The organism is Microbacterium oleivorans (genome assembly GCF_023715745.1).
GTDB classification, from domain to species: Bacteria; Actinomycetota; Actinomycetes; order Actinomycetales; family Microbacteriaceae; genus Microbacterium; species Microbacterium oleivorans_D.
On the sequence record NZ_JAMBOV010000001.1, the window covers coordinates 443,245 to 469,639 of the forward strand.

Consider the following 26,395-nt stretch of genomic DNA (forward strand, 5'->3'; position numbering starts at 1 on the left):
CCTTTCACAATCTAACACGGTCAGCGGATGTCGACCAGATCCCGGAACGGGGCGAGCCTCTCATCGGAGGGGTCGAGGTCGGTGACGAGGACATCGACATCGGTCCAGCGCAGGGCGCGCGCGACGGCCAGGCGCTCGAGTTTCGACGAGTCCGCGAGCACGACGGTCTCGTCGGCGTTGGCGGCGAGGACGCGCTTGACCTCGGCTTCCTCGAGCGTCGTCTCGCTCGTGCCGAACGACGGGTCGAGGGCGGCGGCGCTCGTGAAGAAGCGGTCGTAGTGAAAGCGTGCCGCGCTCTCGCACGCCTGCGCGCCGACGAAGCTGCCCGTGCGCGGCTCGAGGCGCCCGCCGAGCAGGATCGCGTCGACGGCCGGTCGGGCCTGTGCGGTGCGGAGGTTGTCATAGGAGTTGGTGACCACGAGCAGCTCGTGGCTCTCGTCGAGGGTGGATAGGAGCGCGCCGACGGTGGAGGACGCATCCATCGCCGCGGCGCCGCCGTGGGGGAGCAGGTCGTGCGCCTTGCGGGCGATCTCGGCCTTCGCGCCGCCGCGGGCGGCGATCCGCTCGCTGAAGCCCTGCGGCACGATCGCAGCGACGGCGCCGCCCCGGACGCGCCGGGCCAGGCCGTCGCGGACGAGGTCGTCGAGGTCGCGGCGCACCGTCATGACCGAGACGCCCAGCGCGTCAGCGGCGGACTCGAGGCGGATGCTGCCGGACTCGGCCAGCATCTCGACGAGGCGCGACCGGCGTTGGGCGCTGAGGAGGGGCGGCATGCGATCAGGGTAGCCGGGCCGCCCCGGGTCGCCGTGGCGAGCTTAGGCTCGATGCGTGAGCGAGCGCCCGGCGGTCATGTGCCCCACCTGCGGCGATCCGCTGCGCTTCGAGATCCTCGACGATGAGCGGTTCGCGGTCGCCTGGTCGTGCCTGAACTGCGGGCTGGTGCGGGTGACGGAGCCGCGGTGAGGGTCAGCTCCGGCGCTCGGCGATGATCGCCCCGACCGGTCGCGTGCCGCGTTCCGCGCGGCGATGGACGGCGACGACGTCGAACCCCGCGGACTCGAGGACGCGCTCCAGGTCGCTCGCCTTCCAGCGGTAGGCCCCCACGACGGCGTGATCGAACGCCTCGGTCTGCTCGCTGTCGAAGTAGCCGAGCAGGAGCGACCCGCCGGGCCGCAGCACGCGCGCGATCTCGGCCAGCGGAACCCCGATGTCGGACGGGTCGTGGTGGATCGTCGAGAACCACGCCAACACACCGCCGATCGCGGCATCCGATTCGTCGATCGACTCGATGCTCCCGACGTCGAACCGGGTGCCGGGGTGGGTCGCACGGGCGTGGTCGATGAACTCCGCCACGAGATCGATCCCGCGGATGTCGGCGCCGCGATCCGCCAGATGCTGCGTCCAGTGCCCCGGTCCGCACCCTGCGTCGATGAGCGGACCGGATGCCGCGGCTGCCCACATCTCGATGAGATGGCGATCCGCGTCGTGCATCAGACGCACGGTTCCGAGGGCGTCGATGTATTCGGATGCCCGGCTCGCGTACGCGGCGGTGGTGCTGGCCATCTCGCGAGAGTACCCACGACGCGGACTGTCCGTGTGCCACGATGCCGTGACATGAGCGCTCGCGAACCCGACTGGGACATCCGCATCCCCGGAACTGAGGTCCTGCGCCTCACGGAGCGGCAGCGAGAGCTGCTGCGAGCGCTCGAGGACGAGCTGCCGACGTCCCGCGCAGACGACAGCGACAGAGCGATGGCCGCCGCCGCGTCGATCGTCCGTGCGCTGGCGGCGTCAGGCCTGACGGCTCAGCAGATCGCCGACAACAGCAGGCTCCGTCCGGCGGCCGTGAAAGCGATGCTCGAGACGGACGGTCCAGGGCAAAGCAAACCCCCCGCCATGTAGAAGCTAGGCGAGCGTTTCTGGGACCGTTGTAACGACGGTCCGTGTGGCTCCGACGGGCGTCGATCCCGTGACCTCACGATTTCAGTTGTATGCGCCGGGTCGGTGGGTGCTGACGAGTGCTCGTTTGCCGCGTGATTCCGCAGAAGGTCTGCTCGTTGGTGATGGCTGGGTCTCGATAGTTTCAGCCGACTTCCCGGCGCCGTACCGGCCCCGATTCGCTACTAGACCGCGCCTAAGTCACGGAGGCTCCACGAGTCATCACCCCCCTGAAACGCGGGCGAAGGGCAGCCCGTGCCTCCGGGCCATCTGATGAGCTTGTCATCGCGTCGAGCCGGATGACGTGAGCGTCGATGCGAACAGCGCCGTGCGGACGTCGCACCGCACCGGGAGCACATTGATGCCCCGGCGATCGAGTCGCCGCGCGATCTGAGTGAGCCGAGGTCCGCAGAAGGTTTACAACGCTGTGGTTCGGCCCGCATGGCACGATGATCCAATGGCCGAAGTCGAGTGGCACCCCGTGCACGGCGTCTTGATGACGAGCGAGCCGATCGAGGCGTACGGCGGAGTCGCCTTCCCTCGAGGGCTCCTCGAAAGCTTCGCGGACCGAATGAATGGGAAGCCTTTGCCATTTCACCTCGATCATGACCTGACGAAACCGATCCGAATGCGTGGCGTTGAGGTCTTCGCACATGATCGAAGCGACGGCATCACCGAGCTACGCTTCCGAGCGGAGATACACGCGAATGACGTCCGATTCATTGAGTCGCGTCCGGCGATGTCGGCGACGGTGATGACTCCGCTTGCGCGCGACGTGGACACTCCTTCTAAGTCTGGCGCCCGGTTGCAACTGGGCGCTGACCACGCCTGGTTCGATGATGAAGCGCTAATTCATGCTGAGGAACGGCTCGTTCAGCGTGGCGTCTCGGCCGAGTACGTACTAGTCCAGCGTGCCTATCAGTTCGCCGTCGTCCCGGACCCGCAAATCTACATCGAGGTTGCGGTTTCTATGTTGCTCTCCATCGGAGCAAGCGCGATCTGGGACGGAATCAAAGCCCTTTTTGCTCGCCGGCGAACGCCGCCGGGAGCTGACTCGAGTATCCCGACCACGGTGAATATCCAGATAACTCACGGCAATTCGTCGCTCCGTGCCGTGGTGACAACTGCGGAGGCCGAAGCGGCCCACCGTGCGATCGAGGCGCTCGATGCTGTCGCCACGGGATTTCAGCAGGACGCTCAGCGTTCCACCAAGAGCGTCGAACCTGAGGCCTCTACGAGCATCTGGGACGACCCCAACCGACGTTGGACGCCGCCAAGCTGAGCGTGGCACATTGCCTCGGCCTGATCCGAGACTAGTTGGGTGTGCGCGGAGCACATGACCCTCTCGAGCTTTTGTTCGCACGCGGTTTCGCCGAGACATGCTCGCCCGGCATGGCTTGTTCTCGATACCCGCAGCCGAGTTCGCGGCTCCAGGCTAGATGCCTCCGACGAGTCTCTCCGCCGGAACCTGCTCCGCCTCGACGCAGAGCGTTCGCAGTTCATCCGAAATGAAGAATCGGCCCGGGTAAGAGTGCACCATCTGAGGCGCTCGACGGAGGATGACGCCTAAGACGGCACTCGTGGGGTCAAGCGACCTCGCAGCGACAAGATCCGTGTTGGTTGTCAGCGCGTCGTTCAGGTCGTCACTGGACAGCTCTGCAGCGTGCAGCCAGCCGACGACGGTATCAGCAAGCCGTCGTCGATCTTCCGGCAATTTCTCGGCGAAGTGCGCCTCGAGAACCTCGAGAACTGATCCGGCTTCGAGCATCGGCTGCGGGGTCGCCACGGTCAGATCTTCGGGCAGCACGATGGCGTCGATGTCGTCAATAGTGCGGTCGATCATCTCGAGAATCCCGCGCATTTGTGCAACTAACCGGAAGTTGCTCCAAGAATAGTTCCGGCCTTTGTAGTCGAAGTCGTGAGTTGCCACGTCCAAAGCATGCTGAAGAACAGTCGTGAATTGCACCTCGCACTCCTGGACAAGCAGAGGGTGTCGTTCTAGATACGCGGCCGGTGGACGAACGAAGACTTTTGGTTCGTGGTAGCGAAAGTCGCTCGGGCCGACTTCTATGGGACCGGGATCGTCGACTGCGAGTTCGCTCGCTTTGAGCAACTCGATGGCGGACGGAATCTCGTGGCGGTACAGGACGACGACCGTAAATCCGAGCAGGTCTCGAATGCCATTCGCCTCGACGATCTTGCCAGACTGTAGCTTTTGGTGGATGCTCTTGGCTTGCTTCTTCCGGAAAGTGACTGCTTCGACGTTGAGACCTTGGAGAGCGGCTCGCAACTTCGGTTCGATCACCTCTCGGAGCGTGTCGAGATCTTGCTCGAGATTGGCTCGCCAGATCGTGACCTTCGCTGGGATCATGCTGACTGCGACATCACCTGAGCAAGCGTCTTAGCCCGCGCAGTCCGGTTAGCAGCCTTGTTAGATCCCTGTCTGGCCGATAGGACGTATTGCACCGCGCGATCGGTCTCGCCGCGGTCGAGTTCGGCGGCAAAGTCCGACAGGCGCTGAGCGGTGACAGGAGCTGGAGGCAGTTGCTCGCGGTCTCGGAGGTCGATCAGCGCCGACCAAAGCGAGTAAAAATCGGCCACGTTGGAGAAGCGCGTCGATGCCAGGGGAAGTTCTTCATCCAGTTTCGCTAGGTACGCGAGGGTATCTGCGAATCGCTTGTTGATGCGACGTGCACCGGGAATTTCCTCGTCCCACGCTGCGTACTTCTCGTCAAGATAATCCTTGCCGTCCTGGATGCCCGCGGCGGCAACGACATAGAATTCCGAGACATACTCGACGTCGAGCATGCGCCGCCGCCGTGCATCGGTGACGAGCCCGATCTGCTCCCAGAACGAATCTTCCGCCAGCTCCTCGACCTTTCTGATAAAGGCCCCGTCGAACTGGGCGTGGCGCAGCTCTTGCTTATTCAATCGGGCGACATTGCGGTTCAGTCGGTCGAACGCCTGGTTCAGTTCTGCCGACGTCGTATTCGTAACCATCTCGACAGTGAAAAGATATTCGAGAATGCGGAGCTTGTCTTCCTTTGGGAAGTCCTCGTAGTACCTTCCCGCAAGACCCATATCTTCGAGTGAGTCGGGAGCCGCGAACTCGTTTCGAACGAATAGCAGTATCGTCGTCAGGCGCTGCTTCCCATCCAACACTCGATACTCGGTCGGCTGGTCAGGGTCAACCACCCGGTCTATGAAGATTGACTGGGTTGGGTAGTTGCGGAGCACTGAGTCGATGAAGAACCGACGGTACTGGGGACTCCATACGCTCCTTCGCTGGTACGGGGGGTCAAGATTCAGCCTTCCTCCGTCGTCCAGGTCGAGGAACCAGCTAACTGTCTGAGGGCTGGGTGTGCGTTCGAATCGCTTCGTAGTCATCTGAGTGCCTCTTGGTGGGTCTGGCGGATGCGTCAATTCAACTATGGCGGACGCACCCCAATTGCAACCCGACCGGTTAGTCAGGCGTCCAGAACGATCGGGTGTCCGACGCGCCGACAGGTGCATAGATGCAGTGCGGCTAGAGACCTATGGGCACTGACGAAGTCATACCCGAAGAGCCAGTGCCGGATCGTGTGAAGGTTCCGAACTCAGGCGAATAAGAGCGATCCACCTCGGCGTGCGACGGTGCTGTGGCCGAGCTGCTCGACTACAGATCGAATCACGGCCTTGCCGAGCTCCATCGGCACGGCATTACCGAGCTGCCGTTGGACATCGGCACGTGACCCCTCGATCACGAAATCATCCGGGAAGGACATCAGTCGCAGAATCTCGTTAACCCGGAGCCTGCGCGCTCGGGTGTCGCCGGATTTAGTCTTGACGTTCTCCCAGTGGAACGGCCCGACCCAGGGGCCTGGTTGGGCCTGCAGCGTTGAGGAGGGGCGGTCGGGGTGCAGTCTCAGGAGGAACGTCCAGTACCGGCTGCGCCACTCGAACTCATTGCGTCCGCCGTATCGGTCGGTATGCCAGAGGTAGTTCTGGCCCGGGGGAATCTCTGACGCGAGTTCACCGTAGGTTCCGTCCACAACCTCATCGAGCGCAGCGCGCGCTACCTGGGGGAGACCTGCAAATGCCTGGCTGGCGGTTACGTGTGGCGTCTTCGACAAGTCGATCTTTCGATCGCGTTCACTCCAGCCCGAGTGCGTTGGCTCCGGGAATTGCAGTCGCTCCCCGTCGCGACGACCGATAACGAACACGCGTCGACGCAGCTGGGGCACTCCATAGTCGGCTGCCAGCAGAACCCGCCACTGCGGGTTGTATCCGAGTTGTCCCAGCGACTGCAGGAGGCGTTCGAGCTGTGCGCGATGAGTCTTGTACGTGAGGCCCTGCACGTTCTCGAGGATGAATGCCTCGGGGCGTGTCTCCCGCACTACGCGAACGTACTCGTCAAGCAGCGATGCGTTCGGGTCGCGACTCTCGCGCTTTTGCTCGAGCCAGAAGCCTGACTTGCTGAACGGGGTACACGGTGGGCCCCCGATCACGAGCGTGGGCTCGCCAGACCGAAGTCCGGCTCGATCAAGAATCTGCTCGGTTGGGACATTTCGGATGTCTCCGGTGACAGTTGGGACATTGCCGAAGTTCGCACGAAGGGTAGCCAGGGCCGGATCATTGTAGTCGGTGGCTACTGCCACTCGCAGTAGTCCGGAGCCTCGGTCCTCGGATACGAGCGGCTCGGCGTCAGCTCGCTCCGCCGCGAGGTCGAGTCCGCCAGCGCCAGAGAAAAGGCTTACAACCGGCAGTTGCTCGGACATTCACACCTCCATTGCTCGCTCCTGATCGGAGCAGCGTGTTCGTCAAGTATCGCTGACCGTATGTTGCCCGAAGCCTCCGACATGCGTTCGTGGAACACATGATCCCTCGAACGCGATGGGATGCTGGTACGCGTGCCCAACGCCCTAGATCTGCAAGCCTGGCTTCAGTCCGCATGCAGTGCCTACGTGTTCGACCTCCTCGGCGTCTACCGGAAAGACGGTGAGCACGAGTGGCCGATCACCGCAAACAATGCGGACGAACTCGAGGCGATTGTGCTGGGGGGAGGACACATCCTTCCGCTACCCAAGGAGTCGGCCTCGCTAGCAAACGTTCTCGAGGTGAGTGTCGCGGATCACATCGCTGAGCACGTGGTGGCCACTACGGGACTCGAACTCATGCGCGGAACTGAGCGGGGCTATCCAGACTTGGAGTTCACCGGGTCCAGCCTCAACGACGAGTTCCACGCTGTGGACATCAAGGTTGCGCGACGGAAGCGAACGAAGAAGGGCGTCAGCAAGAACACTGAGAGCCGAATCACGCTCTACACGGGCAACACCTACTTCCGGTATCCCACGCTGCATTGGCCTGGAACGTTCAGACCTTTCGCGGACTGCGCCTCGCACCTGGACATCGTGGTGCTCTACACGCTGAACGAGGAGAGCCCTTCTCGCGTGGAGGATCTCGAACTGATCGTGCAGCCTGCATGGAAGATCGCCAGCAAGCAGCGTTCGTCCACAACTCGCGAGTACATCGGCGCGGTCGTCGACATCGAGGATCTGCGGGCTGGCCGCGGTGAGTTTGCGACACCGGAGGAGTTCTACGCCTTCTGGCGCAAGTTCCCATTCAAGATCGGACGAGTAGTGCAGCAGCAGCTAGACAAGCTACTTACGAAGGGCTGAACGCAGACCGGTCCCGACGCCGAGGAGCGCCCGGACCGCAGCGGAGCGAGGACCGGACACACCGCAGGCGTCATTGCCGGCCGTCAGGCCGGCCTCGAAACAAGTAAAGAAAGTTCTCACAGCTCGACATCGCCGAGGTCCTGCAGGGCGCGGCTTGTGGCGCGGGCCTCGTCGGCGGACGGCAGCCAGGGTTCGAAACCTCGCTGCGCCTCGGCGGCTTCAATCGCTCGGTCGAGCGCGTTCGAGATTCCGCGAAGGTCTTTGAAGCCAAGCGCTCGGATGCCCGTGCGGATCGCGTCGAGGTCTGGCTCCTCGGAGAGCGAAGCCTCGATCGCTTCCACGGTCTCCGACGTGTATCGCTTCGCGAATGACTGTGTGATCGCGCCCTGCATGGCAGCGAGTTCGCCGAGCAGGGGCTTCGGCTGGTGGAACTTGTGCGTGTGGGCGTTGAAGACGCTTCGGTAGTCGCGGGTCGCGCGATCAGCGGCTTCCGCTGCCCGTGACATCTGCAGGAACGCTTCGTCATGGTTCCGCGGGGTGTCACCGGTGATCCGGGTGTCCATGGCGTCGACCCCCGCTGCCGCTCGCTCCTGGAGGCGTTGCAGAACGTTGCGCACCGGCTCCGGAACGACGCCCCACGTCAGAAAGGAGCACGTCGTGACCACTCACACCATTGCCGACGACCCGCAGATCGATGTCTTCAATCACGTCGAGTCGAACGAATACCTGTCTTGGCGCGAGGCTGCTGCCCTCTGCAAGGTTCCCCTGTCGACTTTCGACTCGCTGCGGCGGCAGGACCGGTTTCCGCTCCCCGACGCGCACATGGGCAAGCACATGCTGTGGCGCGCGTCGACCATCGCAGCGTTCCTCGAGGCTGGCGGTACCCGCGGTGTCGGCTGAACGAGCCGAACGGATCGACCCGAAGACGCGGCGCCCACTGGCCGAGGGCATCCGTTTCTCGAAGGATCGCGGGAAGTACCAGGTGCGCGTCTGGGCCATCGGGCTGAACGGCGAGCAGCGCGAACGATCGAACTTCTTCGAGACGCTCGCCGAGGCGAAGAGGCTCCGCGCTGAGACCCGCACTCGCCGCTACCCCGACGGTGACATGACGCTAACCCAGTGGCACTCGCGGCATTGGTCGGTTATCGAGGGCAGCGTGCGCGAATCGACGGCGCGGGCGTATGAGCGTGGGTGGCGGCTTCGGGTGAAGCCGTGGCTGGGACACGTGAAGCTCGAGAAGCTCACGGCGGGCGTTATCGAGGAGGCGATCGCTGGATGGGAGGGGAGTACCTCTACGCGCATCGACGCGCTCTCGGTGCTGAGCCGCTTGCTCGATGGCGCTGTCCGCGCGCACCTCGTGCCGCTAAACCAAGCGCGTCTCGCGCGTCGTCCGAAATCCGAGTCGGCGACGAGTTTGCGATCTCCCGCGCACACTGCCGCCGAGGTGCCGACGCTGCTTGCAGCGATCGATGATGCGCACTATCGGCGCTCCATCGCCGCTCTCGTCTACACCGGTATGCGTGCCAATGAAGCGACCGCGTTGCGGATCGAGGACGTCCACCTTGCTCAGAGGACGATCCACGTGCGCCGAGCCTTCAGCATTGGCGCGGACAGCCGAGGGGTTGAGCTGACTCTTAAGAGTCACAAGGAACGGGACGTGCCGATCCCGGCGCCGCTCGTCGCGCCGTTGACCCAGGCTATGGCCGGCAGGCACCGGGGCGACCTCGTGTTCACGGGGCCTCGTGGTGGGCGAATTTATGCCTCGAACGTGCGACGTGCGATCGACTGATAGACGCTCCGCACGACGCTGCACCGCGAGGATCTCCGCATCCATGACCTGCGTCACACGCTCGCAACGATGCTGTTCGACGCCGGCGCTTCGGTGAACGACGTGCAGGCGGTGCTCGGCCACTCGAGCATCCAGATGACTGAGCGCTACAGCCGCGCTCGCTCCGACGTCGCCAAGCGGGCGGCCGCTGCAATCGACTCGCTCTTCGGCTCAGGCCCTGCTCATACTCGAAGGAGCGTGGACTGATGACCATCATCCGTAACGAAGACGGCTGCAGAACAGTCGTCGAACCGCGGAGCGCGCGGGCCGACTGTGCGAGGTGTGTGGTCAGCCCTCGTTCTACGGCGAGGGCACGCGCAAATCCGGACTGTCACGAGATCTGGGAGTTCGAAGGGCACGAATCCACCCCCGTGCAGCGACTCGCGGGAGTGATCGCGCTGTGCGGCGCCTGTCACGAAACACAGCACTCCAGGCTGGCGGAGCTCAATGACCGGTGGGAGTCCGTCATCGCGACCCTGTGCCGAGTGACCGGGTGGGATCGAGCGGATGCTGAGGCAGACATCGAGCGCTCTCGCGAACGGTACCGCGACCTGTCGAACACCGAATGGGATCTGGATCTAACGCTGCTGAAGGGGTGGGTGATGCTTGACGGGTATCCCAACCTTCTAACCGCGTTCGAGGATCGTGCATCTCTGGGGAACGCGCTAGATAGGACCGAACGGAAGCTCTCGCTCGTCGTTGCGGAGATCCCCGACGTGATCTGGGGGTAGTGACGCGAACTGAGATTCGCCACCGCGATCGATGTTGTCTGCGCTGCGTTCAGGAGGGATTCAGCGCCTGGGATCGTGAGCCAGCTCCTGTCCCAGCATCACGAGGCCGCCGTGGACTGGCAGGGCTCGGTGAGCGCGAGCTACAGTGGGAGGTTTGTCATGATCTGAGGAGTTCGCATCGAGGGCGTTCCTGGCGGGGCCGCGGCGCGTCGGACACACGAGGGGATGGGTCAGTGGCTCGATCAGATGAAGCCACCCAGCGCTTCTACGCGAGGTTGGCAGCGCGCGCTGAGGCGGAAGAGTACTGCCACATCGAGCAGGTGGCTCGTGCGGGAAGCGCGACGAGCTCATTCGCTGAGGACCTGGACGCCGCCCTGAGGCACGGTCTTGAAGAGCTCTGCTCCGAAAGACAAGGGTTGGTCGAGGGCTTTAGGCGCTAGCGGCCGGCGCGTAGGGCTGCACGGCATCAAATCCAGCTGACTGCGACATGCTCGGTCGGCCAGACGAAATCAGACGAAATTGGTGGCCAACCAGCGTTCGGCAGCATCGGCATTGTCACGGACCTCGGGATTTGTCGCGAAGCGCGCGGAACCAATACGGGCGAACTTGAGAAGATCCTCTTTCAAAGCCAGCTTCTCCTGACGAGCGATAGGGGCGCTACGAAGCCAGCGCAATCCAAGGGAAAGAAAAACGGCGAAGGTGTGGGGGACATTTCGCTGAGGATCTAGCATCACCCCCTTCAAGATCGCGATCGCCACGTTCACATCGGCTTGCGCACTCGGGGACGTCGGCGAATCGACGCTCCGTTTTAGGAGAAGCATGCTCCATGCGGTGTCAACAAGGGCGTCATCTTCTGACAGCGCGCGGGCTTGACGGAGGAAGTTCTCTGCCGCCCCGAAGTCACCGTAGTCCGTTTCGAAGCTCCCTCGTTGAAGCCAGTAGTGGGGGTCCTTCGTGAGCCATTGCTCGACTTGTCCGTAGAGCCGCTGGATGGTTGGGGTGTCAACGACTAGACGTTTGAGGTTCCGATGATTGATGAGTCTGATCAGCAGTCTGCCGTAGCGAGTCTGGCGGGCGCTCCCGACCGTGTAATGCGAGGCGCACAAAAAGATGAGGTCTGTGAGCCAATGCTCAAGGAGGCCTTCCTCTCGGAAATAGTCGATCGACGACTCCGCTACTACCCGGTGCCGGGCGCGATAGCCGCTAGCGTCGCCGAGCACGAGTCGCGACTCCTCGAGGCGTAGGAGTGCGTTGAGAGCGGAGTTTGAATCGAAGGTTCGCGTTGTAGCGAATAGGACGTCCTGTTTGCTCAGGACGCGATTGTCGGCCCACATAGACGTGCAGACAAGTCCATAGATTGATAACTCGGCGTCCGTCAGAGAGCGGCACTCGTCAGCAACTCGATCGTGGAACCGCTGCCCAGACGTGGCCTCGATCAAGGAGACGAGTAACTGTCTGTCATCACGTTCTGTCAGCTTACGGAGTTGTTCGCTGTGGCTCAGATTGAGCAGTGCTCCAAGCCTGTTGGAACGGGAGAGCGCTGAAATCAATGCCTCTGCGTCTTCGTCCGTCAGTCGTTCTTGACGGAGGTGAGCTTCCAAATTGAGGCGTTCCGCGTACCGCAGCTGGGTGAACCGCGCGCTCCTGACAGAAGCCACGATCACAACATCGTCGGACGCTTGCATGAGTGAGCGCAGCAAGTGGTCGGCGTCGCCTGCAAAGCGATCGAGGTCATCTACGAATACGACGTCGGGATTGAGTCGTGCGATCTCGCTTCTCATGTGGCTAATGGACGACTCGGTCTCGCGGTCAAGCCAAACAACGGTCAGGCCCTCGGACGCGAGAGCAGCTGCGGTCCGCATCAATGACGTCGACTTACCTGACCCGGCGCTGCCGGTCACGGCAATCACGCCGGTGGTTAGGGAGCGTGTCGTCTTCAGCAGCTCGTTATCGAACGCGAACGTCGCCGCGAAACCGTCGGCGACGTCTCCCCAAGTAGGTGCGGCGCCAAGAAGAAAATCAGCGCTCCCCTTACCCGCGCTGCGTAGTTGCTGGTCGACCGCGAGCAGGGGCCCGAGGGTATCCGTCGATCCGCGTTGAGAGGCTTTGAGATCGTCTACATGTGGCGCGATGGCGCGCTCGAAGAAAGCCTGCTCTATTTCTGCCTGATGTTCAAAGTTCAGCCGTTGCAACATCGCGCGGCGGCCGGGGTCGATCTTTGGCGTTACCAGCCACGATTTTGGGCGAAGTTCACGCCCGCTTCCTCGACTTCCGCGAAGTTGCATGTAGTGCCATAAGGGGCTCTCATCAAGAACGGACCCTATTACTACCGTGGGCCGCGTGGATATGTCGGTGACGAACTCCTGGTACCAGCTATCCTGGGCCGCCGTGCGGCCGGCAAATTCCCACGGTGAGAAGGTGACGTTGGGGAACTCATCAAGGACGCCGTTAACATGGACGACGGCGAGCTTGTTGCGGTCGACGCTGCCGGGGGTGGAACTCAATGCGGACATGATCTGCAATCGGTCCGGGAGCCTGTCGGCGACTGCATGGTCCGAATCGTCGATGTTGAGCGTATAGACGCGATGCCATGGCAATGAGTACCAATCGACGTACCGCTCGGGGAGGAGAGCGCGATCGATGTTGAAGTGACGTCCCAGCTGTTCGCCCAGAAGGGTCTGTGACCGCCGCAGCGCTTCCTCGTAGACCATGGCCAGCGCGGTCGCGGCGTCGAAGGGTTCATCAGGAAAGGCGATAGGCCAGATGCTCTTCGCGAGTTCCTGCCCGACGGGAAGCAGATCTCCGAAGTGATCGGTCAGGCCGCGGGAGAAACCTGCTCCGGTGAGGAGTACAGCTTCCCCCCGTCGGATCGCGTTGACGATCGGTGCATTGGTCGACATGGTTCCTCCTGGACCTCGGAGCCTATCGATAAGCGACTCGCCACTGCTGCCTTCGAGAGCGGACCGCGCTGGCCGAGGCTGATCCGATGGATCGAGCGACGACCGAAGACAAGAACCCAACCGGCCCGAGACCGGCCCAGACGTGCGTTGACGGGGACGCTCTTCGTGTGCCCAGCGCGTCCTAGCTCTCTTCGCTCGCTGACGAGACAGGGCGGACGAACTCGATTGGGGGTTTCGAAACCGCCCTCCACCAGGGCAAAGCAAAACCCCCGCCATGTAGAAGCTAGGCGAGGGTTTCTGGGACCGTTGTAACGACGGTCCGTGTGGCTCCGACGGGCGTCGATCCCGTGACCTCACGATTTTCAGTCGTGCGCTCTACCAACTGAGCTACAGAGCCGCATGGCTGCAGAAGAGCCATGTCCTAGACGAAGAGCCCTCTGAAAACAAAGGGCTCGTCGCTCGGAGCGACCCTGACGGGACTTGAACCCGCGACCTCCGCCGTGACAGGGCGGCACGCTAACCAACTGCGCTACAGGGCCATGCTTATTAAATTGTGGGAGTGACCCCAACGGGATTCGAACCCGTGCTACCGCCGTGAAAGGGCGGCGTCCTAGGCCGCTAAACGATGGGGCCGAGCGAACCCGGGGGCTCACGCTTACCGAGGGTCAAGCATATGCGATCCCCGACGAATGTGCGAATCGAGGGCGCGCCGACATCCTCCGCCGCGAGAACAGGGGCAGGATGGCGGCGGCCGTCCGCACATTTCCCTGTGACGAATGTGAACAGTGTTGCTACTGTGATGGGCGGATCAGCACGCCATCTGGCCGAGGGAAGGGTGTGTGCAGTGACCGATCTTTCCGAGGCGTCGGACGTCGATTGCGGCTGCGCGCCCACGGCAGAAGAGGCGCGCACGTTCTCGTCGCGCATCAGCCGGCGCAACGTCCTCGGACTCGGTGCGCTCGGTGTCGCCGCGGCATCCACCGGTCTCGGCTTCGCCCTCCCTGCCTTCGCCGCCGTCTCGTACCCCAGCTGGGACGACGTCGAGAAGGCGCGCAGCAACGAGGCCGCCAAGGGCTCCGAGATCACCCGCATCCAGAACCTCATCTCGTCTCTCGAGAACGACGTCGCGGCCAAGCAGGCCGAGGCTGAGCGGCTCGGCGTCGAGTACCAGGACGCCCTGATCGCCTTCGAGGACGCCGCGGCCCGCGCAGACGCGCTGCAGGCCAAGGCCGACGCCGAAGAGGCCCGCGCGAAGGAGTCCGCTGCGAAGCTCGGGGTCCTCGCCGCCCAGCAGTACCGGTCGGGCAATGGTGACCGCACCCTCGAGCTCTTCTTCTCGGACTCCTCGGCCAGTGCCGACGATCTGCTCGGACGCCTCGGCACGATGGACCGCCTCGTCGACGCCAACCGCGACGTGTACGCCGAGGCCGTCGGCGCCCGCGACAGTGCGAAGAGCCTTGCGGCGCAGGCCCAGGTCGCCCGCGACGAGCGCGACAAGCGCAAGGTCGAAGCCGAGCAGAAGATGCAGGCCGCACAGGATGCCGCGCAGGCCGCGCAGGCTGCCCTCGCCGCCCAGAACGAGCACCGCGAGGTGCTCGAGGCGCAGCTCGACGCACTCCGCGACACCACCGCGAAGACCGTCGCCGGTTACAAGGCCGGCGTGGAGGCTGAGCGCAAGCGTCGCGAGGAAGCCGCCCGCAAGGCTCGGGAAGAGGCTGCCCGGAAGGCCCGCGAAGAAGAAGCGCGGCGCCTCGCCGAGGAGAAGCGTCGCCGGGAAGAAGCAGCGGCCGCCGCGGCCAACAAGCCCAAGCCGAGCACGGGTGGATCCTCCGGCGGCGGCTCGTCCGGCGGCGGAAGCAGCAGCGGTGGCAGTGGCGGAGTCGTCCAGTCCTCCGGGTGGGTGCGGCCCGCGCACGGCTGGATCAGCTCCTGGTTCGGCACCCGCGGCAGCATCTGCTCCTCGGGCGGATGCACGGCCAGTGGTCACCGCGGCATCGACTTCGCCAGCTCCTGCGGTTCGCCGATCTACGCCGCGGCATCCGGCACCGTCGTCTTCGCCGGTTACAGCGGCGCCTGGGGCAACTACATCCAGGTCCGCCACAGCGACGGTACCGTCACCGGCTACGCGCACATCATCAACGGTGGATACAACGTCGGCTACGGTGATCGCGTCCGCGCCGGCCAGACCATCGCCTACATCGGCAGCACCGGGGCCTCCACCGGCTGCCACCTGCACTTCGAGGTCTACCGCGGCGGCGTCCGCGTCGACCCCGCGCCCTTCCTGCGCGCCCGCGGCATCAGCGTCTGACGCCGCTCGTCCGGAAACGACAGAGGGTCGGATGCCGCGCGGCATCCGACCCTCTTCTGTTCACGTCAGAGCGTGTTGGGGGACTCGCCCTCACCCTGCGTGCGGGTCTCGCCCTCATGCTGCTCGAAGCGCTCGAACGCCTCGGCGACGAGGCGCTCGGCCTCGGCGGCGTTCGCCCACTCGTCGACCTTGACCCACTTGCCGGGCTCGAGGTCCTTGTAGCGCTCGAAGAAGTGGCCGATCTCGCCCTTGGTCCACTCGTCGATGTCGTCGACGTCCTGGATGTGCGCCCACCGCGGGTCCTTCGCGAGGACCGCGACGACCTTGTCGTCGCCGCCGGCCTCGTCGCTCATCTTCAGGACCGCGACGGGGCGAACCTTGGCCAGCACGCCCGGGAAGATCTCGCGGTCGAGGAGGACCAGGACATCGAGCGGGTCGCCGTCCTCGCCGAGCGTGTTCTCGAAGAACCCGTAGTTCGACGGGTACCCCATGGGGGTGAAGAGAACGCGGTCGAGGAAGACGCGGCCCGTGCCGTGGTCGACCTCGTACTTCACGCGGCTGCCGCGCGGGATCTCGATGACGGCGTCGTACGCGCCCATGCCTGTGCTCCTTTGAAAGTCCGGTGGGATGCGCCGACCAGCCTACTGGCGCGGCTGCGTGTGCCGAACTCCGGAAGGAGCGCCTCGGAGGGCGGTGTCAGCCGCCTCTCGGCGCGGGTTCTCCTGAGTCCGGTCCGCCGCGGGGCGGGATAGCGTGGCCTCGTGCCGTCCCTGAACCCCGCCGTCGCCGAGGTCCGTCGCGCCGCCCGCGCCGCCCTGGCCGGGCTTCCCGAGGGTGCCGTTGTCATCGTCGGGCTGTCGGGCGGCGCGGATTCGCTCGCCCTGGCCGCCGCGGTCGGCTTCGAGGCGCCGAAGGCCGGACTCCGCGCGGCATCCGTCACGGTCGACCACGGGCTGCAGGCGGACTCCGCCGAGGTCGCCGCATCTGCCGCCCGCGCCGCCGCGGGCCTCGGACTCGACCCCCTGATCGTGCGGGTCGAGGTCGGCGCCGACGGCGGGCCCGAGGCCGCCGCGCGCGACGCGCGCTACCGCGTGCTGCGGGATGCCGCGCGCGACATCCGTGCCGCCGCCGTCCTCGTCGCGCACACGCTCGACGACCAGGCCGAGACGGTGCTCCTCGGTCTCGCGCGAGGATCGGGTGCGGGCAGCCTGCAGGGGATGGCCGCGGCATCCGATCTCGACGGCGTCCCGCTGCTCCGCCCGCTGCTGGACGTCCGCCGCAGCACGACGCGCGCCGCGTGCACCGCGCAGGGTCTCGAACCGTGGGACGACCCGCACAACATCGACCCCCTCTACACCCGCGTGCGCGTGCGCGAGCGCGTGCTGCCGGTGCTCGAGGCCGAGCTCGGTCCCGGCATCGCCGAAGCCCTCGCCCGCACGGCCGCGCAGCTGCGGGAGGACGCGGACGCCTTCGACGAGATGATCGACGAGACGATCGAGGACATCGTCGAGCATGCCGAGGCCGGTATCGCGGTGTCGGTCGCCGCGCTCGCGGCGAACCCCCCGGCGCTGCGTCACCGCATCATCCGGCACGTCGTCGCGAGCGAGTTCCACACCTCGCTCACGCGCACGCAGACCCTCGAGGTGGCGCGGCTGGTCACGGAGTGGTCGGGGCAGGGACCCATCGACCTGCCCGGATGCCGCGCCCGGCGCACCGGTCGGGTGATCGAGTTCACGGGAGCGGACGCCGGGGCCGGCGCCGCCCGATTCCCGCCATTCGATCCCGAACTTTAGACTTCTGCAATGCGCGCAGCCGAGATCGCCGACCAGCTCACCGATGTCCTCGTCACCGAGGAGGAGATCCAGGCAAAGCTCGAAGAGCTCGCGCGCCGCGTCGAGGCCGACTACGAGGGCAAGGACCTGCTGCTCGTCGGCGTCCTGAAGGGCGCCGTCATGGTGATGGCCGACTTCGCGCGGTCGCTCAAGCGCCCGATCGAGATGGACTGGATGGCGGTCTCCTCGTACGGCGCCGGGACGAAGTCGAGCGGTGTCGTGCAGATCCGGAAGGACCTCGACACCGACATCTCGGGCAAGCACGTGCTCATCGTCGAGGACATCATCGACTCGGGGCTGACGCTCAGCTGGCTGCTGGAGAACTTCGCGTCGCGCGGCGCGGCGTCCATCGAGGTGCTCGCACTGCTCCGCAAGCCCGAGGCGGCGAAGGTCGAGATCGACTGCCGCTACGTCGGTTTCGACATCCCGGTCGAGTTCGTCGTCGGCTACGGTCTGGACTTCGCGGAGAAGTACCGGAACCTGCGCGATGTGGCGGTCCTCGCGCCCCACGTCTACGCGTGATTCCGCGCGGTACGCCCAAAACGAACGCACAGACCTCGCATAGCGCGGCAGGGGTAGCCTGAACGCACCATGAACGTCAAGAAGCTCTCCCGCAACCCGTTCGTCTACGTGGTGCTCATCGGCGTGCTCTTGATCGTCGGTATGACCCTCATCACCAACCTGACGGGTGCCCGCAGCATCACGACGCAGGAGGGGCTGGAGCTCCTCGGCGGCGACACCGTGACGCAGGCGACCCTGACCGACGGCGACCAGCGCGTCGACCTCATCCTCAGCGAGCCGTTCGAGGGTGCGACGAACGTGCAGTTCTACTACGTCACCGAGCGCGCCGACGCGGTCGTGCAGGCCGTCGACAACGCCGCGCCGAAGGACGGCTACAACGACGTCGTGCCGCAGACGAGCTGGTTCGGCAGCCTCATCTCGATCCTCCTTCCCATCCTCATCCTCGGTCTGCTCTTCTGGTGGCTGCTCTCCAGCGCCCAGGGCGGCGGCAGCAAGGTCATGCAGTTCGGCAAGTCCCGGGCGAAGCTCGTGACGAAGGAGACCCCGACGGTCACCTTCGCCGACGTCGCCGGTTCGGATGAGGCGATCGAGGAGATGCAGGAGATCAAGGACTTCCTGAAGGACCCTGCCAAGTTCCAGGCCGTCGGTGCCCGCATCCCGAAGGGCGTGCTGCTCTACGGCCCTCCCGGAACCGGCAAGACCCTCCTCGCACGCGCCGTCGCCGGTGAGGCGGGCGTCCCGTTCTACTCCATCTCGGGTTCCGACTTCGTCGAGATGTTCGTGGGTGTCGGCGCCAGTCGCGTTCGCGACCTCTTCAAGGAGGCCAAGGAGAACGCTCCCGCCATCATCTTCATCGATGAGATCGACGCCGTCGGCCGCCACCGCGGCGCCGGCATGGGCGGCGGTCACGACGAGCGCGAGCAGACGCTCAACCAGATGCTCGTCGAGATGGACGGCTTCGACCCCAAGGTGTCCGTGCTCGTCATCGCCGCGACGAACCGTCCCGACATCCTCGACCCGGCACTCCTCCGCCCCGGTCGCTTCGACCGCCAGATCGGCGTCGACGCGCCCGACCTCAAGGGCCGTCAGCGGATCCTCGAGGTGCACGGACGCGGCAAGCCGCTGTCGCCCTCGGTCGACCTCGCCGTCATCGCCCGCAAGACGCCCGGATTCACCGGCGCCGACCTGGCCAACGTCCTCAATGAGGCGGCCCTGCTGACCGCCCGCTCGAACGCGCAGCTGATCGACATGCGCGCGCTCGACGAGGCGATCGACCGCGTCATCGCCGGTCCGCAGCGCCGCACGCGCGTCATGAAGGACAAGGAGAAGCTCATCACGGCCTACCACGAGGGCGGCCACGCCCTCGCCGCTGCCGCGATGAACAACACCGACCCGGTCACGAAGGTGACGATCCTGCCGCGCGGCAAGGCCCTCGGCTACACGATGGTGCTGCCGCTCGACGACAAGTACTCCGTGACGCGCAATGAACTGCAGGACCAGCTCACGTACGCCATGGGCGGCCGCGTCGCCGAGGAGATCGTCTTCCACGACCCGACCACCGGTGCCTCGAACGACATCGAGAAGGCCACCGGCATCGCCCGCAAGATGGTCACCGAGTACGGCATGACCACCGACGTCGGACCGGTCAAGCTCGGCTCGTCCTCGGGCGAGGTCTTCATGGGACGCGACATGGGTCACGGCCGCGACTTCAGCGAGCGGATCGCCGAGCGCGTCGACGCGCAGGTGCGCGGGCTGATCGAGCAGGCCCACAACGAGGCCTACCAGGTGATCAACGAGAACCGCGAGATCCTCGACCGCCTCGCCCTCGCGCTCCTCGAGAAGGAGACCCTCGACCACATCGAGCTCGCCGAGATCTTCAAGGACGTGAAGAAGCTGCCGCCGCGTCCGCAGTGGCTCTCGAGCAGCGAGCGTCCCGTCTCGACGCTGCCTCCCGTCGAGGTGCCGCGTCGCGCCGAGGCTCCGGTCGCGGCGAACACCGAGGCCTCCCAGGCGGCCGCCGAGTCCTCCCCCGCGCGGCACGCGACGGGGCAGGCTCGACCCGCGACGGCCTGAGGCTCCGCTCATGGCGGTCGACCGCGAGCGTGTCGCCGAGCTGGTCCGTGAGCTGCTCGTGGCCATCGGTGAGGACCCGGAGCGTCCGGGACTGAAGCTCACCCCCCAGCGCGTCGCGGAGGCGTACGCCGAGTTCTTCTCCGGAGTGGGGGAGGATGCCTCAGCGCCCCTCGCCCGCACCATCTCGGTCACGCGGGGGCCGGCCCCCGACACCCTCCCGTCGGGCGCGGTCATGCTGCGCGACATCCGCTTCCAGTCGATGTGCGAGCACCACCTGCTGCCCTTCGCCGGGCATGCGCACGTCGCGTACCTGCCGGGCGAGCAGGTCGTGGGGCTCGGGGCGCTGCCCCGGGTGATCGACATCCTCGCTGCACGGCCGCAGGTGCAGGAGCGACTCGGGGAGCAGATCGCGGACGCGATCGCCGGCTCGATCGATACCCGAGGTGTGCTGGTCGTGCTCGACGCGGTGCACGAATGCGTGACGATGAGGGGCGGCCGTCAGACCGCGGCATCCACCGTCACGGTGGCGGCCCGCGGCGTGTACACCGAGGCGGCCGCGCGCGCCGAGGCGATCGCGCTGCTCACGGGCGGCCGGACATGACCCTGGTGATGGGTGTCGTGAACGTCACGCCCGACTCGTTCAGTGACGGCGGGCGGTACGCCTCGCGCGAGTCGGCGATCGCGCACGGGCGGACTCTCCGCCGCGATGGGGCTGACCTGCTCGACATCGGCGGGGAATCGACGAGGCCGGGCGCCGAGCGCGTCGCGCCCGAGGAGGAGCAGAGCCGCATCCTCCCCGTCGTCGAGACGCTCGCCGCGGACGGAGCGACGATCAGCGTCGACACGATGAACGCGAGCACGGCTGCGGCCGCCGTGGCTGCCGGTGCGCGGGTCGTGAACGACGTCTCGGGCGGTCTTGCCGACCCGGACATGCTCGCCACGGTCGCGGGGACTGACGCCGACCTCGTCCTGCAGCATTGGCGCGGGCACTCGGCCGACATGTACGGCACCGCCGTCTACGACGACATCGTCGGCGAGGTGGTCGGCGAACTCGGTGAGCGTGTCGCCGCAGCCCGGGCCGCCGGCATCCCGGATCACCGGATCGTCATCGACCCGGGCTTCGGATTCGGCAAGACGCCCGAGCAGAACTGGCAGGTCGTGCGCGGTCTCGATCGGCTCGTGGCCGACGGTCACCGGGTCCTCGTCGGCACGAGCCGCAAGCGGATGCTGGCGGTCGCCGCCGCCGGCGCGGGCGTCGAGCTCGCGGGTCAGGACGACCTCGACCTCGCGACCGCCGTCACGAGCGTCCTCGCCGCGCAGGCAGGTGTGTGGGCGGTGCGCGTGCACGACGTCGCCGCCACGCGCCTCGCGCTCGCGGTGCGTGCCGCGTGGGAGGGGGAGCGATGAGCGACGAGATCGCGATCACCGGCATCCGTGCCACGGGCTACCACGGCGTCTACGACCACGAACGCCGGGACGGGCAGGAATTCGTCGCCGACCTCGTGCTCTCGCTGTCGCTCGCCCCCGCGGCGGCGAGCGACGACGTCGCCGACACCGTGCACTACGGCGAGGTCGCCGAGCGGGTCGCCGCACTGCTCGCAGGCGATCCCGTCGACCTCATCGAGACCCTTTCCGACCGCATCGCGACGGCCGTGCTCACGGGGTGGCCCCTCGTCGACGCGGTCGCCGTCACCGTGCACAAGCCGGCCGCGCCCATCCCGGTGCCGTTCGCAGACGTCGCCGTGACCGTCAGGCGGTCGCGCTCGTGAGTCGCCGGTTGGCCGAGGGGATGCCGGAGCGCGAGCCGCGCGCCGCCGGACCTGCGCATCGCGCGGTGATCGCGCTCGGTGCCAACCTCGGCGAACGCGCCGCAACGATCTCCGAGGCGATCGCCGACCTCGGCCGGCTGCCGCTCACCGAACTGATCGCTGCCGCCGAGCCGATCGAGTCGGTCGCGATCACACTGGGCGGACCGGATGCCGATGCGCCGCGCTACCTCAACACGGTCGCGATCGTCGACACGCGGCTCGCCCCCACCGTCCTGCTGGGGTATCTGCACGCGATCGAGGGTCGGCACGGGCGTGAACGGCGGGAGCGCTGGGGCAGCCGCACCCTCGACCTCGACCTCATCGCCTACGGCGACGTGCGCTCCGAGGATCCGGCCCTCGTCCTCCCGCACCCCCGGGCGGCGGAGCGCGACTTCGTCCTCGACCCCTGGCTGAGCATCGACCCCGACGCGGTGCTGCCCGGTGTCGGACGTGTCGCCGACCTGCGCGCGGAGCTCCCGGGAGGTGCGGCGTGAAGCGTACGAATCCGCTCCTGCTGGCAGCCATCGCCGTCGTGTCGGGGGTCGCCGGGTTCTTCGTCGATCAGGTGCTGACCGGGATGGGGCATCCGAGCTTCACTCCCTCCCCCCTCCTCCCGATCCTCCTCGTGGCGCTCGCCGTCGCGGTCGTCGCCGCCGCGATCCCGGTGCGCCGGGCGACCGTGGGAACGGCGGCTCCCGTCGACCCGTTCCGCGCGCTGCGGATCGCGATGATGGCGAAGGCGTCGAGCATCGTCGGCTCCCTCGTCGCGGGTTTCGCGGGCGGGCTCCTCGTCTTCGTCCTCACACGGCCGGTGTCACCCTCGTTAGGCTCGACGGGTGCGGTGATCGCCGCACTGGGGGGCGGACTGCTCCTCGTCGTCGGCGCTCTCGTCGCCGAACACCTGTGCACCATCCGGAAGGACGATGATGACGACCAGCCCGGACCCGACGAACCCGATTACGGACTCTCCCACTCCGACTGACGACGCGACCTTCTCGACGATCCTCGAGCCCCGCGGCGCCCACCGGCTGCCGCTCGGCGACGGTCAGTGGCGGCAGCTGTCGCGCAAGTACGTGCTGGGTCAGGTCATCGGCAACCTCGTGCTGCTCGTGCTGCTCGTCGCGGCGGTCCTGACGCTCTGGCTCATGTTCCAGGCGACGTGGCCGTTCATCCCGGGCGGGATCCTCTTCGCCATCGTCCTCGTGACGCTGATCGTCACGCCGCGGCAGGCGCGGTCGATCGGGTACCAGCTGCGGCAGGACGACCTCGTCTTCCGTCGCGGCATCCTGTGGCAGCGCCTCGTCTCGGTGCCCTACGGGCGCCTGCAGCTCGTCGACATCACGCACGGCCCCCTCGATCGGATGCTGGGCATCGCGCAGCTGAAGCTCGTCACCGCCGCGGCATCCACCGGTGTGACGATCCCCGGTCTGCCGCAGAAGGACGCCGAGGCGTTGCGCGACACGCTCATCGAGGTCGCCGAGACGCGACGGACGGGTCTGTGAGCGGCCTCGACCCGCAGGCGGCCACCCCGGCGGACGGCGGCGTTCCCACGCCTCCGCCTGTCGCCGTGCGGTCCGAGATGAGCGACGGCGACTGGCACCGGCTGCATCCGCTGTCACCCCTGCTGCGCGGCGGACTGACGCTGCTCGTGATCATCGGCATCCTGGTCGCGAACCTGCGCGACCGCCTCATCGCGTTCTTCCTGCCCGAGGGGTTCCGATGGGACGAGGAGGACCCGGTCGACTTCGTCCTGCAGAACGGCATCGCCGTGCAGGCGATCGTCGCCGTGGTGGTCGGCCTGGTCGTGCTCCTCGCGCTGTTCTGGACCGCGTGGCGGTTCCACACGTTCCGCATCACGGGCGACGAGGTCGAGGTGCGCAGCGGCGTGCTGTTCCGCACGCACCGGCGCGCCCCGCTCGACCGCGTCCAGGGCGTCAACCTCACGCGCCCCGCGCTCGCCCGGCTCGTCGGGCTCGCCAAGCTCGAGGTCGTCGGTGCGGGTCTCGACGCGAACGTGAAGCTCGAGTACCTGTCGACCGCCAACGCCGAGACGGTGCGCGGCGACATCCTCCGCCTCGCGTCCGGACACCGGACGAAGGATGCCGCGGGCCGAAAGGCGACCGGAGGCGCCGTGGCCTCGCGCGTCACCGCCGGGATCTCCGAGATCATCGACGGCGTCGAGGAGGACGGCACCGAGCCGGAGTCGATCGTCCGGGTGCCGATGTCGCGCCTCGTCCTCGCCGGCCTGCTGTCCGGGTCGACCATCTGGTTCATCCTGATCGTCGTCGCGGTGATCGTCGGTCTCACGGTGCAGCCGGCGTGGATCATCCCGGCGCTCGGCGCCTCGGTTCCTGCGGCCATCGGTTTCGGGACGTACGCGGTCCGCCAGTTCATCAAGACCGTCCGGTACTCGATCGCTCCGTCGTCGGCGGGTGTGCGCGTCACCTTCGGCCTCCTGACCACGGTCACCGAGACGCTGCCCGCCGGGCGCGTCCACGCCGTCGACGTCCGACAGCCGCTGCTGTGGCGGTGGGGCGGCTGGTATCGCATACGCGTCAACAAGCTCTCGGGCCGGTCCGCGAGCGACGCGTCGGCTGCGCAGATGGGCGATGTGCTGCCCATCGGCACGCAGGCCGACGTCGAGCGCGTCCTGCGCCTGCTCCTGCCGTCGATCCCCATCGGCGCCGAGCTCCTCGACGCGGGCTTGCACGGACCGCGGGACGGTGACGGGTACCTCACGTCCCCGGCTCGCGCTCGAGTGATCGATCCGCTCACCTGGCGGCGCAACGGCATCCTCCTCCTGCCGCAGGCCGTGCTCCTGCGTACAGGGCGCCTGTGGCCGAAGCTCACGATCCTGCCGCTCGCACGGCTGCAGTCGGTGCGGATCTCTCAGGGACCCCTCGCTCGTCGTCTGGGGCTGGCCGCTCTCACGGGCCACACGGTGACGGGACCCGTCGCGGTCGCGATCGAGTCGCTCGACCACGAACAGGCGTATGGCCTGTGGAACGAGATCACCGCGGCCGCTGTGGCCGAGGCGGCCGAGGAGACGGAGCCGGTGATGGAGGGGGAGGAGCGGATCGCCGAGGTCGAGCCCCCCGATGTCGCGACCGTTGCGCCGTCGCCGACCTCGCCCGCTCGCCCGGCGGAGGAGCGATGACGCGCGACGGGCGCCTGGGCGTCGGGGTCATCGGCGCAGGTCGGGTCGGTCCCGTCGTGGCGGCCGCTCTCGCCGGTGCCGGGCATGCACTCACCGGGATCACGACGGGCTCCGATGACGATCGGGTCGAGGCGATCCTGCCCGACGTTCCGCGACTGGTCCCCGAAGAGGTCGTCCGGCGCAGCGAGCTCGTGATCCTGGCTGTGCCGCGCGATGAGCTGCCGGGCCTGGTGTCCGGGCTCGCCGAGATCGGCGTCTGGCAGGTCGGGCAGATCGTGATGCACACGGATGCCGCGTACGGCATACAGGTCCTCGCACCGGCAGCGGCGAAGGGTGCCATCCCGGTCGCCATCCACCCGGCCATCGCCTTCACCGGGACGTCGACCGATCTTCGCGCCCTCCGGGACGCGTACGCCGCGGTGACCGCGCCGGCCGCCGTGCTCCCGATCGCGCAGGCGCTCGCCGTCGAGATGGGGTGCGAACCCGTCGTCGTCGCGGACGCCGATCGTGCAGCGTACGGTGAGGCGATCGCCACCGCCACCGAGTTCTCGTCCTCGATCGTGCGTCAGTCGGCGGATCTTCTTCGGACCGCCGGGGTCGACGACCCGTCGCGCTACCTCTCCGCCCTCGTGCACACGACGATCGACCGGGCGCTCACCGATTCCGCGCCGTCGGTCGGTGACGCTCCGCCGGCCGCCCCGTGAACGACGTCGAGCTCGCCCGCATCCCGGCCGGTCGGGTCGAGCTCCACGATGCACGTCGCCGCACCCGCTGGAGCGTCGACCTCGAGCCGTTCGAGATCGGCGTGTACGCCGTGACCGAGGAGCAGCTCGCCGAGGTGCTGGGGGTCGCGGCATCCCACCCGCGGCGCCCCGCGGTCGAGGTCAGCTGGCTGCGCGCCGTCCGGTTCTGCAACGCGCTGTCGGAGTGGGAGGGCCTGGATCCCGCGTACTCCGTCGACGGCGAGGAGGTGCGGTGGCACGTCGACAGCGACGGCTTCCGCCTGCCGACCGAAGCCGAGTGGGAGTACGCGTGCCGCGCCGGCTCGACGGGCCCGCAGTACGGCCCGCTCGCCGAGATCGCGTGGACATCGGCCGACGGGGTGAGCGCGCCTCAGCCGGTCGGCGGCAAGCTCCCCAACCTGAACGGGCTGTTCGACACCCTCGGCAACGTCTGGGAGTGGTGCTGGGACTTCCTCGACACCGAGCGGTACGACGACTATCGCGTGTTCCGCGGTGGTGGTTTCGCCGACGACGCCTGGAGCGTGCGCGCCGGCACCCGCCGTGGGGGAGGCCCACGGACGACGCACGACGACGTGGGCTTCCGCGTCGCGCGTGGCGGCTTCGACTCCGTCGACGCCGCGCAGGGGTGGTCGGCCGCGTTCGACGCCGAGCGCGCCGCCGGCGGCGACCCGCGTCCACTCGGCTGGACCCCGCGCCGCTGAGCCCGCGCGCGTCGCCGACGCGCTCGGGCGTGGGTTCGCGGATGCAACAGATCCGGCAGGACGCGCGGGGGACGGGTGCCGGGGGGCGGAGTGTCGGCGCGGATCCGCTGCATCCGCGCACGTCGGGACGCCGGGCGGCCACCGGCATCCGCTCGGAAACCGCACCCGGGCCCGCCGATAGACTGAAGGGTCGAATC

Annotated in this window: 27 protein-coding genes, 3 tRNA genes and 1 pseudogene; 20 read left to right on the forward strand and 11 right to left on the reverse strand. The window is 66.8% G+C overall.

Annotated elements, in window-relative coordinates; all coding sequences use genetic code 11:
• Positions 1 to 20: 20 nt before the first annotated feature.
• Positions 21 to 773: a DeoR/GlpR family DNA-binding transcription regulator gene (locus M3190_RS02070; protein ID WP_251577832.1), complete on the reverse strand. Its 753-nt coding sequence runs from the start codon at positions 771 to 773 to the stop codon at positions 21 to 23.
• 55 nt (positions 774 to 828) lie between these two features.
• Between M3190_RS02070 and M3190_RS15310 the strand changes: the two genes are divergently transcribed.
• The gene (locus M3190_RS15310; protein WP_285875886.1) at positions 829 to 963 is read left to right on the forward strand and encodes a hypothetical protein; all 135 of its coding nucleotides are present in this window, start codon (positions 829 to 831) and stop codon (positions 961 to 963) included.
• Between the two features lie 3 nt (positions 964 to 966).
• Here M3190_RS15310 and M3190_RS02075 read toward each other — a convergent pair whose 3' ends face one another.
• Positions 967 to 1,563, reverse strand: coding sequence for a class I SAM-dependent methyltransferase (locus M3190_RS02075; RefSeq protein WP_251577834.1), 597 nt, complete (start codon positions 1,561 to 1,563; stop codon positions 967 to 969).
• 51 nt (positions 1,564 to 1,614) lie between these two features.
• Here M3190_RS02075 and M3190_RS02080 point away from each other — a divergent pair, with 51 nt between their 5' ends.
• Positions 1,615 to 1,902 carry a hypothetical protein gene (locus M3190_RS02080; RefSeq protein ID WP_251577836.1) on the forward strand — a complete coding sequence of 96 codons (288 nt, stop codon included), beginning with the start codon at positions 1,615 to 1,617 and terminating at the stop codon, positions 1,900 to 1,902.
• Between the two features lie 493 nt (positions 1,903 to 2,395).
• Positions 2,396 to 3,220, forward strand: coding sequence for a hypothetical protein (locus M3190_RS02085; RefSeq protein ID WP_251577838.1), 825 nt, complete (start codon positions 2,396 to 2,398; stop codon positions 3,218 to 3,220).
• A gap of 153 nt (positions 3,221 to 3,373) precedes the next feature.
• On the opposite strand, the gene M3190_RS02090 is transcribed toward M3190_RS02085, so the two are convergent.
• The 3 genes from M3190_RS02090 to M3190_RS02100 form a co-directional block, all read right to left on the reverse strand.
• Complete coding sequence (locus M3190_RS02090; RefSeq protein WP_251577840.1) at positions 3,374 to 4,309, reverse strand: hypothetical protein; 936 nt, start codon at positions 4,307 to 4,309, stop codon at positions 3,374 to 3,376.
• Positions 4,306 to 5,451: a DUF262 domain-containing protein gene (locus M3190_RS02095; protein WP_308222231.1), complete on the reverse strand. Its 1,146-nt coding sequence runs from the start codon at positions 5,449 to 5,451 to the stop codon at positions 4,306 to 4,308. Before M3190_RS02095 ends, M3190_RS02090 begins: the two co-directional genes overlap by 4 nt.
• A gap of 83 nt (positions 5,452 to 5,534) precedes the next feature.
• Positions 5,535 to 6,695 carry a DNA cytosine methyltransferase gene (locus tag M3190_RS02100; protein WP_251577844.1) on the reverse strand — a complete coding sequence of 387 codons (1,161 nt, stop codon included), beginning with the start codon at positions 6,693 to 6,695 and terminating at the stop codon, positions 5,535 to 5,537.
• A 186-nt stretch (positions 6,696 to 6,881) separates the two neighbouring features.
• Here M3190_RS02100 and M3190_RS02105 point away from each other — a divergent pair, with 186 nt between their 5' ends.
• Positions 6,882 to 7,595 carry a type II restriction endonuclease gene (locus M3190_RS02105; protein ID WP_251577846.1) on the forward strand — a complete coding sequence of 238 codons (714 nt, stop codon included), beginning with the start codon at positions 6,882 to 6,884 and terminating at the stop codon, positions 7,593 to 7,595.
• Positions 7,596 to 7,711: 116 nt separating this feature from the next.
• Here M3190_RS02105 and M3190_RS02110 read toward each other — a convergent pair whose 3' ends face one another.
• Positions 7,712 to 8,158, reverse strand: a complete 447-nt coding sequence (locus M3190_RS02110) for a hypothetical protein (protein ID WP_251577848.1) — start codon at positions 8,156 to 8,158, stop codon at positions 7,712 to 7,714.
• A gap of 94 nt (positions 8,159 to 8,252) precedes the next feature.
• On the opposite strand from M3190_RS02110, the gene M3190_RS02115 reads away from it, so the two are divergent.
• The 3 genes and pseudogenes from M3190_RS02115 to M3190_RS02125 all read left to right on the forward strand — a co-directional run bounded on the left by M3190_RS02115 (position 8,253) and on the right by M3190_RS02125 (position 10,154).
• Positions 8,253 to 8,495 carry a helix-turn-helix transcriptional regulator gene (locus M3190_RS02115; RefSeq protein ID WP_251577850.1) on the forward strand — a complete coding sequence of 81 codons (243 nt, stop codon included), beginning with the start codon at positions 8,253 to 8,255 and terminating at the stop codon, positions 8,493 to 8,495.
• A 205-nt stretch (positions 8,496 to 8,700) separates the two neighbouring features.
• Positions 8,701 to 9,630, forward strand: a pseudogene (locus tag M3190_RS02120) (tyrosine-type recombinase/integrase).
• Entirely contained in the window at positions 9,630 to 10,154 is a 525-nt protein-coding gene (locus M3190_RS02125) for a hypothetical protein (protein WP_251577852.1), read from the forward strand. The pseudogene M3190_RS02120 and the gene M3190_RS02125 overlap by 1 nt, the downstream one beginning before the upstream one ends.
• Before the next feature lie 509 nt (positions 10,155 to 10,663).
• On the opposite strand, the gene M3190_RS02130 is transcribed toward M3190_RS02125, so the two are convergent.
• The 4 genes from M3190_RS02130 to M3190_RS02145 form a co-directional block, all read right to left on the reverse strand.
• Entirely contained in the window at positions 10,664 to 13,054 is a 2,391-nt protein-coding gene (locus M3190_RS02130) for a P-loop NTPase (RefSeq protein ID WP_251577854.1), read from the reverse strand.
• 324 nt (positions 13,055 to 13,378) lie between these two features.
• Positions 13,379 to 13,451 (reverse strand) — tRNA-Phe (locus tag M3190_RS02135).
• Between the two features lie 68 nt (positions 13,452 to 13,519).
• Positions 13,520 to 13,593: transfer RNA gene (locus tag M3190_RS02140), tRNA-Asp, on the reverse strand.
• Positions 13,594 to 13,614: 21 nt separating this feature from the next.
• Positions 13,615 to 13,687: transfer RNA gene (locus M3190_RS02145), tRNA-Glu, on the reverse strand.
• Positions 13,688 to 13,898: 211 nt separating this feature from the next.
• Between M3190_RS02145 and M3190_RS02150 the strand changes: the two genes are divergently transcribed.
• Positions 13,899 to 15,362 (forward strand): peptidoglycan DD-metalloendopeptidase family protein, encoded by a 1,464-nt coding sequence (locus M3190_RS02150; protein WP_251577855.1) that lies wholly within the window; start codon positions 13,899 to 13,901, stop codon positions 15,360 to 15,362.
• Positions 15,363 to 15,427: 65 nt separating this feature from the next.
• Here the strand turns inward: M3190_RS02150 and M3190_RS02155 are convergent, their stop codons facing one another.
• Positions 15,428 to 15,961 carry an inorganic diphosphatase gene (locus M3190_RS02155; RefSeq protein WP_251577857.1) on the reverse strand — a complete coding sequence of 178 codons (534 nt, stop codon included), beginning with the start codon at positions 15,959 to 15,961 and terminating at the stop codon, positions 15,428 to 15,430.
• Between the two features lie 162 nt (positions 15,962 to 16,123).
• On the opposite strand from M3190_RS02155, the gene tilS reads away from it, so the two are divergent.
• From tilS to M3190_RS02215, 12 genes are all read left to right on the forward strand, one after another.
• Positions 16,124 to 17,155 (forward strand): tRNA lysidine(34) synthetase TilS, encoded by a 1,032-nt coding sequence (gene tilS, locus M3190_RS02160; protein ID WP_251577859.1) that lies wholly within the window; start codon positions 16,124 to 16,126, stop codon positions 17,153 to 17,155.
• A gap of 9 nt (positions 17,156 to 17,164) precedes the next feature.
• Positions 17,165 to 17,716: a hypoxanthine phosphoribosyltransferase gene (gene hpt, locus M3190_RS02165; protein ID WP_251577861.1), complete on the forward strand. Its 552-nt coding sequence runs from the start codon at positions 17,165 to 17,167 to the stop codon at positions 17,714 to 17,716.
• 69 nt (positions 17,717 to 17,785) lie between these two features.
• Complete coding sequence (ftsH, locus tag M3190_RS02170; RefSeq protein ID WP_251577863.1) at positions 17,786 to 19,789, forward strand: ATP-dependent zinc metalloprotease FtsH; 2,004 nt, start codon at positions 17,786 to 17,788, stop codon at positions 19,787 to 19,789.
• Positions 19,790 to 19,799: 10 nt separating this feature from the next.
• Positions 19,800 to 20,390 carry a GTP cyclohydrolase I gene (folE, locus tag M3190_RS02175; protein WP_251577865.1) on the forward strand — a complete coding sequence of 197 codons (591 nt, stop codon included), beginning with the start codon at positions 19,800 to 19,802 and terminating at the stop codon, positions 20,388 to 20,390.
• Entirely contained in the window at positions 20,387 to 21,196 is an 810-nt protein-coding gene (gene folP / locus M3190_RS02180) for a dihydropteroate synthase (protein WP_251577867.1), read from the forward strand. The genes folE and folP overlap by 4 nt, the downstream gene beginning before the upstream one ends.
• Entirely contained in the window at positions 21,193 to 21,558 is a 366-nt protein-coding gene (gene folB, locus M3190_RS02185; RefSeq protein ID WP_251577869.1) for a dihydroneopterin aldolase, read from the forward strand. The genes folP and folB overlap by 4 nt, the downstream gene beginning before the upstream one ends.
• The gene (gene folK, locus M3190_RS02190; RefSeq protein ID WP_439957997.1) at positions 21,555 to 22,091 is read left to right on the forward strand and encodes a 2-amino-4-hydroxy-6-hydroxymethyldihydropteridine diphosphokinase; all 537 of its coding nucleotides are present in this window, start codon (positions 21,555 to 21,557) and stop codon (positions 22,089 to 22,091) included. Before folB ends, folK begins: the two co-directional genes overlap by 4 nt.
• A complete protein-coding gene (locus M3190_RS02195; RefSeq protein WP_251577871.1) occupies positions 22,088 to 22,579 on the forward strand; it encodes a DUF3180 domain-containing protein in 492 nt (163 codons plus the stop codon). The genes folK and M3190_RS02195 overlap by 4 nt, the downstream gene beginning before the upstream one ends.
• Complete coding sequence (locus M3190_RS02200) at positions 22,524 to 23,099, forward strand: PH domain-containing protein (protein ID WP_251577873.1); 576 nt, start codon at positions 22,524 to 22,526, stop codon at positions 23,097 to 23,099. Before M3190_RS02195 ends, M3190_RS02200 begins: the two co-directional genes overlap by 56 nt.
• Positions 23,096 to 24,754 carry a PH domain-containing protein gene (locus M3190_RS02205; RefSeq protein ID WP_251577875.1) on the forward strand — a complete coding sequence of 553 codons (1,659 nt, stop codon included), beginning with the start codon at positions 23,096 to 23,098 and terminating at the stop codon, positions 24,752 to 24,754. Before M3190_RS02200 ends, M3190_RS02205 begins: the two co-directional genes overlap by 4 nt.
• The gene (locus M3190_RS02210) at positions 24,751 to 25,458 is read left to right on the forward strand and encodes a DUF2520 domain-containing protein (RefSeq protein WP_251577877.1); all 708 of its coding nucleotides are present in this window, start codon (positions 24,751 to 24,753) and stop codon (positions 25,456 to 25,458) included. Before M3190_RS02205 ends, M3190_RS02210 begins: the two co-directional genes overlap by 4 nt.
• Positions 25,455 to 26,198, forward strand: a complete 744-nt coding sequence (locus M3190_RS02215; RefSeq protein ID WP_251577879.1) for a formylglycine-generating enzyme family protein — start codon at positions 25,455 to 25,457, stop codon at positions 26,196 to 26,198. Before M3190_RS02210 ends, M3190_RS02215 begins: the two co-directional genes overlap by 4 nt.
• The last annotated feature ends 197 nt before the right edge of the window (positions 26,199 to 26,395 follow it).

Excerpts from the sequence above, each read along its gene's own strand:
- M3190_RS02070 (WP_251577832.1), bottom strand. The coding sequence starts at position 773 with ATGCCGCCCCTCCTCAGCGCCCAACGCCGGTCGCGCCTCGTCGAGATG.
- M3190_RS02075 (WP_251577834.1), bottom strand. The coding sequence starts at position 1,563 with ATGGCCAGCACCACCGCCGCGTACGCGAGCCGGGCATCCGAATACATC.
- M3190_RS02080 (WP_251577836.1), top strand. The coding sequence starts at position 1,615 with ATGAGCGCTCGCGAACCCGACTGGGACATCCGCATCCCCGGAACTGAG.
- M3190_RS02085 (WP_251577838.1), top strand. The coding sequence starts at position 2,396 with ATGGCCGAAGTCGAGTGGCACCCCGTGCACGGCGTCTTGATGACGAGC.
- M3190_RS02090 (WP_251577840.1), bottom strand. The coding sequence starts at position 4,309 with ATGATCCCAGCGAAGGTCACGATCTGGCGAGCCAATCTCGAGCAAGAT.
- M3190_RS02095 (WP_308222231.1), bottom strand. The coding sequence starts at position 5,451 with ATGCACCTGTCGGCGCGTCGGACACCCGATCGTTCTGGACGCCTGACT.
- M3190_RS02100 (WP_251577844.1), bottom strand. The coding sequence starts at position 6,695 with ATGTCCGAGCAACTGCCGGTTGTAAGCCTTTTCTCTGGCGCTGGCGGA.
- M3190_RS02110 (WP_251577848.1), bottom strand. The coding sequence starts at position 8,158 with ATGGACACCCGGATCACCGGTGACACCCCGCGGAACCATGACGAAGCG.
- M3190_RS02125 (WP_251577852.1), top strand. The coding sequence starts at position 9,630 with ATGACCATCATCCGTAACGAAGACGGCTGCAGAACAGTCGTCGAACCG.
- M3190_RS02130 (WP_251577854.1), bottom strand. The coding sequence starts at position 13,054 with ATGTCGACCAATGCACCGATCGTCAACGCGATCCGACGGGGGGAAGCT.
- M3190_RS02155 (WP_251577857.1), bottom strand. The coding sequence starts at position 15,961 with ATGGGCGCGTACGACGCCGTCATCGAGATCCCGCGCGGCAGCCGCGTG.
- hpt (WP_251577861.1), top strand. The coding sequence starts at position 17,165 with ATGCGCGCAGCCGAGATCGCCGACCAGCTCACCGATGTCCTCGTCACC.
- ftsH (WP_251577863.1), top strand. The coding sequence starts at position 17,786 with ATGAACGTCAAGAAGCTCTCCCGCAACCCGTTCGTCTACGTGGTGCTC.
- folE (WP_251577865.1), top strand. The coding sequence starts at position 19,800 with ATGGCGGTCGACCGCGAGCGTGTCGCCGAGCTGGTCCGTGAGCTGCTC.
- folP (WP_251577867.1), top strand. The coding sequence starts at position 20,387 with ATGACCCTGGTGATGGGTGTCGTGAACGTCACGCCCGACTCGTTCAGT.
- folB (WP_251577869.1), top strand. The coding sequence starts at position 21,193 with ATGAGCGACGAGATCGCGATCACCGGCATCCGTGCCACGGGCTACCAC.
- M3190_RS02200 (WP_251577873.1), top strand. The coding sequence starts at position 22,524 with ATGACGACCAGCCCGGACCCGACGAACCCGATTACGGACTCTCCCACT.
- M3190_RS02210 (WP_251577877.1), top strand. The coding sequence starts at position 24,751 with ATGACGCGCGACGGGCGCCTGGGCGTCGGGGTCATCGGCGCAGGTCGG.